Annotated in this window: 7 protein-coding genes, 3 pseudogenes and 1 other annotated feature; of the genes and pseudogenes, 3 read left to right on the forward strand and 7 right to left on the reverse strand. The window is 39.3% G+C overall.

From position 1 onward, the window contains the following. Nucleotides 1-32: 32 nt before the first annotated feature. Both HT729_RS00750 and HT729_RS00755 read right to left on the reverse strand, forming a co-directional pair. Nucleotides 33-704: a CPBP family intramembrane glutamic endopeptidase gene (locus HT729_RS00750; protein ID WP_000746011.1), complete on the reverse strand. Its 672-nt coding sequence runs from the start codon at nucleotides 702-704 to the stop codon at nucleotides 33-35. A 41-nt stretch (nucleotides 705-745) separates the two neighbouring features. After that, entirely contained in the window at nucleotides 746-967 is a 222-nt protein-coding gene (locus HT729_RS00755; RefSeq protein ID WP_000602445.1) for an SP_0924 family bacteriocin-like peptide, read from the reverse strand. A gap of 271 nt (nucleotides 968-1,238) precedes the next feature. On the opposite strand from HT729_RS00755, the gene HT729_RS00760 reads away from it, so the two are divergent. Together HT729_RS00760 and HT729_RS12540 are read left to right on the forward strand one after the other, a co-directional pair. Then, nucleotides 1,239-2,048: an HAD family hydrolase gene (locus tag HT729_RS00760; RefSeq protein WP_000593560.1), complete on the forward strand. Its 810-nt coding sequence runs from the start codon at nucleotides 1,239-1,241 to the stop codon at nucleotides 2,046-2,048. Further along, nucleotides 2,047-2,710 (forward strand): annotated as a pseudogene (locus HT729_RS12540) (choline-binding protein C); the annotation flags it as partial. The gene HT729_RS00760 and the pseudogene HT729_RS12540, both read left to right, overlap by 2 nt. Before the next feature lie 111 nt (nucleotides 2,711-2,821). Here HT729_RS12540 and HT729_RS00775 read toward each other — a convergent pair. Both HT729_RS00775 and HT729_RS11840 read right to left on the reverse strand, forming a co-directional pair. After that, nucleotides 2,822-3,356 (reverse strand): annotated as a pseudogene (locus tag HT729_RS00775) (transposase); the annotation flags it as partial. 56 nt (nucleotides 3,357-3,412) lie between these two features. Beyond that, a pseudogene (locus HT729_RS11840) lies at nucleotides 3,413-3,593 on the reverse strand (hypothetical protein); the annotation flags it as partial. A gap of 203 nt (nucleotides 3,594-3,796) precedes the next feature. Between HT729_RS11840 and gdhA the strand changes: the two are divergent. Further along, complete coding sequence (gene gdhA, locus HT729_RS00780) at nucleotides 3,797-5,143, forward strand: NADP-specific glutamate dehydrogenase (protein ID WP_000199528.1); 1,347 nt, start codon at nucleotides 3,797-3,799, stop codon at nucleotides 5,141-5,143. A gap of 429 nt (nucleotides 5,144-5,572) precedes the next feature. Here the strand turns inward: gdhA and rplL are convergent, their stop codons facing one another. From rplL to HT729_RS00795, 3 genes are all read right to left on the reverse strand, one after another. Beyond that, on the reverse strand, nucleotides 5,573-5,941 hold the full coding sequence (rplL, locus tag HT729_RS00785; RefSeq protein WP_001196965.1) for a 50S ribosomal protein L7/L12: 369 nt from the start codon (nucleotides 5,939-5,941) through the stop codon (nucleotides 5,573-5,575). A 72-nt stretch (nucleotides 5,942-6,013) separates the two neighbouring features. Continuing rightward, nucleotides 6,014-6,514 (reverse strand): 50S ribosomal protein L10, encoded by a 501-nt coding sequence (gene rplJ, locus HT729_RS00790; protein WP_001287278.1) that lies wholly within the window; start codon nucleotides 6,512-6,514, stop codon nucleotides 6,014-6,016. A gap of 38 nt (nucleotides 6,515-6,552) precedes the next feature. Next, nucleotides 6,553-6,688 (reverse strand) — a sequence feature (ribosomal protein L10 leader region). A 75-nt stretch (nucleotides 6,689-6,763) separates the two neighbouring features. Then, a complete protein-coding gene (locus tag HT729_RS00795) occupies nucleotides 6,764-8,023 on the reverse strand; it encodes a TRZ/ATZ family protein (RefSeq protein ID WP_000862496.1) in 1,260 nt (419 codons plus the stop codon). Between the last annotated feature and the right edge of the window lie 89 nt (nucleotides 8,024-8,112).

Consider the following 8,112-nt stretch of genomic DNA (forward strand, 5'->3'; position numbering starts at 1 on the left):
ATGCCGGAAAGTTCCGACATTTTTTTAGTAAGCTAACTTCCTGAAAATAGGAGTAACCATACATTCCAGAAGGCAGTGATATTGATGAGAATATGAACTAGTATTGGATAGTAGAGATTTTTTGTCATGCGATACAGTAGAGCTAAAATGAGACCTCCACTAGCATAAATGAAAAAAGCAAGAGGAGTTAAAGCAAAATTGATATGAATATAACCGAAAATAATAGCAGAAAGCAAGACATCTCCGTACCAAGGCGAGTTTTTGAAAAAGGTTGTCATAAGCACACCGCGATAAATCAATTCCTCAGCAATAGGGCCGATGAAGCAAGCCATGAGCAAGAAATAGGGTAATTCCTGTCTCCCTATCATTTCTATCGTTTCATTCAAAGAAATTTGATTTGAAGACGAGGGTATGAAATAAGACAAGAGGACGTCAGACATATACAAAATGATGTAACCCAGTAAAAGGTAGATAAAGTGCCTCAGCTGCCATTTGAAATGAAAAGTCTTCTTTCCTGCAAAAACTAGTAGATAGATGACCGCTAATAAAAGACCTCCACTCTCCATCCAAAGCAGAATCTGAAAAAATTCACGACTTGCTGGTAGATAGGGCTTTGCGAGGTGATTGAAAATTCCCCAAAACCAAGTTGATTTGTAAAAAATTAAGGATAATGCTAGTAAAATCTGAATAATCCGTTTTTTCATATTAAATCCTCTGTTTTCTCCATATTCCTAATAAATTTTACTTAAAATCTCGCAGGACTTCCTTTGCAAAGATGATTGCCTCCTCCAATATATCCTAAATCATAGGTTCCTCTGGGACAAAATCCATGAACCGGCATAGTTAATACCGGCTCTATTTGCCAAGGAAAATAACCATTAGGTTCTTTTCCATAGGGATCTGCTCCACCTTGTATCAGCTCTAATTCTTCATTTGTTAGATTTATATTTTTTGTCATTAAAATCATGATATATTTCCTCCGTTATTGTTTAGATTAGTTGAGTAATCTGATACTCATACCTACTTACAAAAAACTATTATATTAAGTTGGTTTTTTAATTTGTCTAGTTGCAACGTTGACAAGTTTAGTATAACATATCTTGGCCAAATATCCTCTTCAAATCATGAATTGTCATCAAAACGTCCTAAACTGCAAAATCAATTAGCTCCTGTCCCTTTGACCGTCATCTTCTCCAAAATATGTTATAATAATACCAAAAGATAAAGAAGGAAGACCTATGATTAAACTACTAGCCTTGGATATGGACGGAACCCTCCTCGATGAAGCCAAGGAAATTCCACAAGCTCACATTACTGCTATTCACCAAGCTATTGAAAAAGGTGTCAAATTGGTTCTTTGTACGGGTCGCCCGCTTTTCGGTGTCCTCCCCTACTACAAAAAACTGGGGCTTGGCCTCCAGAATGAGTATGTGATTGTTAACAATGGTTGCTCAACTCACCAGACAAGTGACTGGGGACTAGTTGACTGGCAAGAACTTAGTCCAGCAGACATCGAATACCTCTATGATCTAGCTGAAAAAAGTGATGTTCAGTTGACTCTTTTTGATGAGAAACATTATTTCGTCCTCGGTGGCAAGCCTAATCAAGTCATCCAGAATGATGCCGACCTAGTCTTTTCAGACTTGACTGAAATTTCCCTTGAGGAAGCGACTAGTGGTAAATATCGTATGTTCCAAGGCATGTTTTTGGGCAACGAAGAACAAACAGACGATTTTGAGCAGCGTTTTGCTGAGGAACTCTGCCAACGATTCAGTGGAGTTCGTTCGCAGCCTGTCATTTATGAAGCTATGCCACTTGGAACGACCAAGGCTACCGCTCTTTCACGATTAGCAGAGATTTTGAAGATTGATTCCTCAGAGATTATGGCCATGGGCGATGCTAATAACGATATCGAAATGCTCCAGTTTGCAGGGATGGGCATTGCAATGGGAAATGCAAGCGATTATGTCAAATCTCTTGCGGATGCCGTTACAGCAAGCAACGAAGAAGACGGTGTTGCGCGTACCATTGAGAAATATATTCTATAAATCTCGTAGCGGAGCAAATGTCTCTGATCAAACTGGACACTACGAATCCTTAATCAATCCAGAATTGACCTATATGGGTTTGGCAGCCTTTGAAAACCCTGTTACTCAAAATGGATGGATTACCGTTGCACAAAGTTTCGGAACATCATCTGGTGGCTCTGAAGAATTAGCTGGTGGTTATGGAAAAGCCATTCAATACATAGAAGCCTACTCTTCTCAGATTCAAACATTTGCGACTAAGGCGAATCTTTTTGACAAAAATTTGAAGGCTATCGGAACTCATAAAATCAAAAATGAAAATAAGAGTACAACGAATAATTCCTACAATTTCTTTAACCAAATGCAAGAAGTAGGTAAAAGTATGGGTTTTTGGCGACAAGCTGGCTCGCGTTGATAGTTTATGCAACTTGATGGGATCTTACCCTTACAATCAGTGGGCAAAATTAGATAATATCTGGTATCGCTTCGATAGTTCAGTCTGGATGCAAGCAGGTTGGTTGAAAGACGGTGAGACTTGGTACTATCTCGACGGTTCAGGTGCTATGAAAACAGGCTGGATGAAGGTATCTGGCAAATGGTACTATGCTTATAGCTCTGGTGCTCTAGCAATCAATACGACTACACCAGACGGTTACCGTGTTAATTACAATGGGGAATGGGTAGGATGGTTTAACTACAACAAAAATACTCTATACTATCTCACAGTGAGTAGTCTTCACTTTCAAATAGTATAGAGATTTTTATTTACCTAGTATAGCTCTTATCTTAGGTGTTTATAACAAACTGAAACAAGAGTGGGACAAAAGAGCCTCGTAAAAGGTATTGCAACTTGGTAATACCTTTTTGAGGTGCTTTTTGATATGAGCACATGTCTTCTCAATAGGATTGTACTCAGGTGAGTAGGGAGGAAGGGGTAAAAGTTTATGCCCAAACTCTTCACACAAGAATTCTATCCTAGCTATTCTATTGGAATCTTGCATTATCCATAATAATAACTGAGGGTGTGGTTAATGTTGGTAAGAGAAATTTCTGAAACCATGCTTCAAAAAAGTCGCTCGTCATCGTCTCTTCGTAGGTCATTGGAGCGATTAAGTCACCATTTGTTAGACCTGCAACCAAAGAAATCCCCTGATATCTTCTTCCAGAGACTTTACCTCCTATTAACTGACCCTTTGATGAGCGACCATATTCTCGATAAAAGTAAGTATCGAATCCTGTTTCATCAATATAAACAGGTGCTAAGTGCTTTAAACTATTAAAATTCTTAAGAAATAAGGCTACTTTTTCTGGGTCTTGTTCATAGATAGTATAGTACTTTATGGTTACCGAACAAGTCTAATGAAAAAATTCTGATGATAGTTCTAAATCTCAATAACCGCTTGGGTTCCATGATCCAACTCCAGCAAGACATCTATACTTGTATAGAAAATCCTGCCCTGAATAAGGAGATGTAAATATTTCTTTCCTCCAAAATGGTCATAGTTTTGCTGGCAAATCTAACATATCATGGATAAATTAACAAGTGATTTCTGAATTGCTAAACATTTTCTTTTCTTATAGCATATTTTCAGATTTTCTCTTTGAGAAAGATATTTACAAGAAAAAGGTTCGTTTTTTGTCTATTTTCAAAAAGTCTTAAAACTAAATTGAAAGAATTTTTAGAAAATTTTTGTTTTTCTCTTTACAGTTTAAAAAAATTCTGCTATAATAGCTCATGTAATAAAATATGACAACAAAAGGAGAACGATATGACATCTGCTAAAGAATATATCCAAAGCGTGTTTGAAACTGTAAAAGCTCGTAATGGGCACGAGGCTGAATTCCTCCAAGCTGTTGAAGAATTTTTCAACACTTTGGAACCTGTATTTGAAAAACACCCTGAGTATATCGAAGAAAATATCTTGGCACGTATTACTGAGCCTGAGCGCGTAATTTCTTTCCGTGTTCCTTGGGTTGACCGTGATGGAAAAATTCAAGTAAACCGTGGTTACCGTGTTCAATTCAACTCAGCTGTTGGACCATACAAAGGAGGACTTCGTTTCCACCCAACTGTAAACCAAGGGATTTTGAAATTCCTCGGATTTGAACAAATCTTCAAAAACGTCTTGACTGGACTTCCAATCGGTGGAGGTAAAGGTGGATCAGACTTCGATCCTAAAGGTAAAACAGATGCTGAAGTGATGCGCTTCTGCCAAAGCTTCATGACTGAGTTGCAAAAACACATCGGACCATCACTTGACGTACCTGCTGGTGATATCGGCGTAGGTGGACGTGAAATTGGTTACCTTTATGGTCAATACAAGCGTCTTAACCAATTTGATGCTGGTGTCTTGACTGGTAAGCCTCTTGAATTTGGTGGTAGCTTGATTCGTCCAGAAGCAACTGGTTACGGTTTGGTTTACTATACTGAAGAAATGCTGAAAGCTAACGGTAATAGCTTTGCTGGTAAGAAAGTGGTTATTTCAGGTTCTGGGAACGTTGCTCAATACGCTCTTCAAAAAGCGACTGAACTTGGCGCTACTGTCATCTCTGTATCTGACTCAAACGGTTATGTCATCGATGAAAATGGTATCGACTTCGATCTTTTGGTTGATGTTAAAGAGAAACGTCGTGCTCGTTTGACTGAGTATGCAGCTGAGAAAGCAACTGCAACATATCACGAAGGTTCTGTATGGACTTACGCTGGAAACTATGATATTGCGCTTCCATGTGCTACTCAAAACGAAATCAACGGTGAAGCAGCTAAACGTTTGGTTGCTCAAGGCGTTATCTGTGTATCTGAAGGTGCCAACATGCCGAGCGACCTTGATGCCATCAAAATCTACAAAGAAAATGGTATCTTCTACGGACCTGCCAAAGCTGCCAACGCTGGTGGTGTAGCCGTTTCAGCCCTTGAAATGAGCCAAAACAGTCTTCGCCTCTCATGGACTCGTGAGGAAGTTGATGGACGTCTCAAAGACATCATGACAAACATCTTCAACACAGCTAAAACAACTTCAGAAACATATGGTCTTGATAAAGACTATCTTGCAGGAGCAAACATTGCTGCATTTGAAAATGTAGCAAACGCTATGATTGCCCAAGGTATTGTTTAAGATTCATTTGCTTAATCCTCAATCGCTTCGATTGGGGATTTTTATCTTGAGTTAAACGGTTGGGAAATTCTAATTTAATTAAATTAAATGAAATAAAAACCGAACAAATTGATTGCGGAATTCAAACCAATTTCTAACAATGTTTTATAAAACTCAGTGGACTATTCTAAATTCAATCTATTTTATACTTTTCGAAAATCTCTTCAAACCACGTCAGCGTCGCCTTACCGTAGATATGTTACTGACTTCGTCAGTTCTATCTGCAACCTCAAAACAGTGTTTTGAGCAGCCTGCGGCTAGTTTCCTAGTTTGCTCTTTGATTTTCATTGAGTATTACTTACTCGCCAACTTCTTAAACAAAAAGAAAAACCACTACTCCTAAGAATAGCGATTTAATCATGTTTTTAAGCTACTAATGTAGTCGCTCTATTATTTAAGAGTAACTGAAGCTCCAGCTTCTTCCAATTTAGCTTTGATTTCTTCAGCTTCTGCAGTTGCAACGCCTTCTTTAACAAGTGCTGGTGCACCGTCAACAAGTTCTTTAGCTTCTTTAAGACCAAGACCTGTGATTTCACGTACAACTTTGATAACGCCAACTTTTTTGTCGCCTGCAGATGTCAATTCAACGTCGAATGAATCTTTAGCAGCACCAGCGTCAGCAGCACCAGCTGCAGCAACAGCTACAGGAGCAGCTGCAGTTACACCAAATTCTTCTTCGATAGCTTTTACAAGGTCGTTCAATTCAAGGATTGAAGCTTCTTTAATTTCAGCAATAATGTTTTCAATGTTCAATGCCATTGTTATTTCCTCCAAATATGTTTTAAATTTATAATAGATTTTCGTAGCTAGGCTACGCTACGTAGCTTAAGATTAAGCTGCGTCTTCTTTGCTTTCTGCAACCGCTTTGACTGCAAGAGCAACGTTGCGCACTGGCGCTTGAAGTACAGAAAGGAGCATAGAAAGAAGTCCTTCGCGGTTTGGAAGAGTTGCAAGTGCAAGAATCTCTTCTTTAGATGCGACAGCGCCTTCGATTGCACCACCTTTGATTTCAAGTGCTTCAGCGTTTTTAGAAAAGTCGTTCAAGATTTTCGCTGGTGCAATAACATCTTCGTTAGAAAATGCTACTGCAGATGGTCCAACGAATACTGATGCAAGATCTTCAAGACCAGCTTTTTCAGCTGCACGACGCAAGATTGAGTTTTTAATGACTTTATACTCAACTTCGCTTCCACGAAGCTCACGACGAAGAACTGTATCTTGCTCAACTGTCAAACCACGAGCGTCTACAACGACGATAGATGCAGCAGCTTTCATTTTTTCAGCTACTACGTCAACTAGTTCCGCTTTTTTAGCAATAATTGCTTCACTCATTAGTGTGTTCACCTCCGTAATTATTTTGCTTGGGGAATTTTTCCAAAAGAAAAACGCGCCCAAACCTAGACACGAAAGTACAATACGCTTCTTTTTACATGATACGTTTTGTCCTCGGTAGGATATTTATGAGTCGAGCTCCCCTACTGTCTTAGGCAGTTTTTTCAAACCGTATATAAGTATAGCATAGTCAAAAAAAGAATGCAAGATTTTTACAAACTTTTTTTAAAATTTTTCGTGATTTTTCTTCTAAAGTTCTACTGTCAGAACTTGACCTTGCTTAACAACCTGTTCTCCAGCAATATAGACATCATCAACATCACTGGATTTGACAGCATAAACTAGGTGAGAGAGCATATTTTCTTGAGGTTGGAGATGGATTTTGCCTTGTGGTTGAATAACGAGAAAATCTGCCTGCTTGCCGACTTCTAGACTTCCTATCTGATTTTCCATTCCTAGAACCTTAGCCCCTTCGATTGTCAGTGCCTTGAGAGCTGTTTCGATAGGAAATTGGCTGGCATCTCCACTTTTCATCTTCTGAAGAAGGGCTGCAGTCCGTCCCTCCTCAAACATATCAAGATTGTTATTGGAAGCGACCGAGTCAGTCGCAATTCCGACTGCTACTCCTGCTTTTTGGAGCTGGATAATTGGAGCAATTCCTGATGCCAGTTTGAGATTACTGATAGGATTGTGAGCAATAGCCACTTGAGAAGTTGCCAAGCGTTCAATTTCTCGCTCGTTTAATTCGACCCCATGAGCAAAGACAGACGGATGATCTAAGTAACCCAGTTCTTCTAGAAAGGCGAGGGGGCGTTTGCCGTATCGTTTCAGGATAATGCCTGATTCTTCCTTGGTCTCCGCCACATGGATATGGATTGGAATAGCAAGCTCTTTTGCCATTTCCAAACTCGCTTCCAGCAAGTCTCTACTGCAGCTATAGGGAGAATGAGGTGCTACCATAACCTTGAAATTTGGATTTTTATATTTTAAGATTTCGTCTATGATGGATCGAGTTCTGCTTATAGTCTCAGCAGTTGTTTCTGTCTCTGAAGAAAAAAGAGTCGGAGAAAAATAACAACGCATCTTGGAATCTTTCACTGCCTGATAAATCTGCTCAATATTCACACCATTGGGATTATACATATCATTAAAGGTTGTTGTTCCTGACTGGAGTATCTCTGTCAGAGCTTCTTTGACCGCCTTAGTAGTCATGTCGGGAGTAAACTCAGCTTCTGCTGGCCAGATATAGTCATTGAGCCATTCATGGAGATTGCTATCATCCCGAATTCCTCTCAAACCTGTCATAGCAGAATGGGTGTGGCAATTGACCAACCCAGGCATAATCCAAGCTCCCTGATAGTCTATAATCTGCTCAGCTTGCTCTAAAAACGCTGGCTTATCTTGACCGACATAGACGATTTGAGAATCCTTGACTGCTAAGATTCCATCAAGATAAACATGGAAATCTTGATCACAAGTCACGATATTTACATTCTGAAAGACTTTCATTATAGGCTCCTTTTCTAAAAGACAAGTTATACTCTCTTCAAACTACTTCAGATTCACTTTGCCATAGGTGTGGTTACTGACTTCGTCAG

The organism is Streptococcus sp. 79 (assembly GCF_013277425.1).
Taxonomy (GTDB): domain Bacteria; phylum Bacillota; class Bacilli; order Lactobacillales; family Streptococcaceae; genus Streptococcus; species Streptococcus pseudopneumoniae.

Bases quoted from the DNA above. Each gene is read 5' to 3' on its own strand.
- HT729_RS00750 (WP_000746011.1), bottom strand. From the start codon at position 704: ATGAAAAAACGGATTATTCAGATTTTACTAGCATTATCCTTAATTTTT.
- HT729_RS00755 (WP_000602445.1), bottom strand. From the start codon at position 967: ATGATTTTAATGACAAAAAATATAAATCTAACAAATGAAGAATTAGAG.
- HT729_RS00760 (WP_000593560.1), top strand. From the start codon at position 1,239: ATGATTAAACTACTAGCCTTGGATATGGACGGAACCCTCCTCGATGAA.
- gdhA (WP_000199528.1), top strand. From the start codon at position 3,797: ATGACATCTGCTAAAGAATATATCCAAAGCGTGTTTGAAACTGTAAAA.
- rplL (WP_001196965.1), bottom strand. From the start codon at position 5,941: ATGGCATTGAACATTGAAAACATTATTGCTGAAATTAAAGAAGCTTCA.
- rplJ (WP_001287278.1), bottom strand. From the start codon at position 6,514: ATGAGTGAAGCAATTATTGCTAAAAAAGCGGAACTAGTTGACGTAGTA.
- HT729_RS00795 (WP_000862496.1), bottom strand. From the start codon at position 8,023: ATGAAAGTCTTTCAGAATGTAAATATCGTGACTTGTGATCAAGATTTC.